Source organism: Rhodopirellula europaea 6C, assembly GCF_000338295.1.
In the GTDB taxonomy this organism is placed as follows: Bacteria; Planctomycetota; Planctomycetia; order Pirellulales; family Pirellulaceae; genus Rhodopirellula; species Rhodopirellula europaea.
The window spans coordinates 1-1,392 of sequence record NZ_ANMO01000220.1; the positions used below are offsets into that span (position 1 = coordinate 1).

The following is a 1,392-nucleotide window of genomic DNA, read 5'->3' on the forward strand; positions in this document are numbered from 1 at the left end:
ACGGGGTGGAAACCTGGGTTCGCCAGCATGCTTTGCTGGTTCCGGTGCCATTCGTCGGCGTGTGATCGGACCGCCACTGAGACGTTGAATCCGACGCGGGTTCCCTTGCTGTTTCGTCTATCAGGTGGTAGAAGCGCAGCATGACTCGACTGCCGAATACCAAACCGAACCAACCGAGACATCGCAACCGCAAACGCGGTGTGATCGGAGTGATGTTTCGCGCTGACAAGTTGCTGATCATCCGCCGTTCGATGACCGTCAATGCGCCGGGGAAGTTGTGTTTGCCCGGCGGAGGCATCGAGGCGGGTGAGAGCGAAGAGGAGGCTCTCATTCGCGAAATGCAAGAAGAGCTGGCGATCGATGTGACGCCGACTCGGCTGTGTTGGCGCAGTGTCACACCATGGGGAACGCGGCTGGCGTGGTGGGTGGCGGAATTTCCAGACCACATCGATCCGGTGCCCAATCCCGATGAGGTGGCGGAGGTTCACTGGATGACAGCCGACGACATCGTCACGGCTCGCGGGGTGTTGCCCAGCTTGCCTGATTTTCTGGCGGCATGGCGAGGCGGCGAAATCGAGCTGCCATGGACAGATTCCTCGGCGTCCTGAGGGAAAACTCGCCTTGTCGGTCGCTGGCGTTCTGCTAGGCTACGCGATTCGATCCGGCCGGTGTTTAGATTCGCCCCAGTTTGGAACGCCAATGATTGGCGATGCCAAGACGCGAAACCTGGCCATGCACGCAAAACACGAACATTTTTCCAGGAGAGCGATCTAGGTGGGTACCAAGAAATCTGGCAAGGGACGACGCAAGGTAGGCCGCAAGAAACGACGGATGCGAGCCAAGATTCGTCACCGCAAGAAATAATCTTTGATGGCTGGTGGAGCGTTCGGCTGACAGAAGCCGTTGCTCTGCCCCACGAAATTTGTAGCCGCCACGAGGAATGCGATGGATCGTCTCTGGTTCACGAAACGCTGAACCAGCGAGGCGGACGCATCATTCGCCCTCGGATTGCAATCCCAATTCGGCCAGCCATCGGCGGCCGGCTTTGGGGTAGTTTCGGGCATCTCTTTTTTCACGCTGCAACTGGTCGATTTGTTCTTCCAGTTCCTCTGCGCGACGGGCCAGTTCCTGTCGCTCTCGCGAAAGTTTGGCTCGTTCGAGCGAGACTTCGATTTCAGCGCTTCGGAATTTGTCTTCCCATTCGGATTTCAATTGCGCCAGGCGTTCGCGTTCTTCGATCACCAATTCGTCACAGTCGACCATTCCGGCGATGGCAGCAGCACCAAATGCGACTTGGTCATTTCGAGTGTCCGCGCGGTTCTGCAGCAGAATCTGTAGTTCGTGGATCTCCGCGTTCCGTTCGGAGATCGTCTGCTCGGCGGTAGACAGCCG

The 1,392-nt window shown here is 57.9% G+C and carries 1 protein-coding gene and 1 pseudogene; one reads left to right on the plus strand and one right to left on the minus strand.

The window, feature by feature from the left end:
- Positions 1–140 precede the first annotated feature (140 nt).
- Positions 141–608: an NUDIX hydrolase gene (locus tag RE6C_RS23835; protein WP_008660732.1), complete on the plus strand. Its 468-nt coding sequence runs from the start codon at positions 141–143 to the stop codon at positions 606–608.
- A 385-nt stretch (positions 609–993) separates the two neighbouring features.
- On the opposite strand, the pseudogene RE6C_RS23840 reads toward RE6C_RS23835, so the two are convergent.
- Positions 994–1,392: pseudogene (locus RE6C_RS23840) on the minus strand (hypothetical protein); the annotation flags it as partial.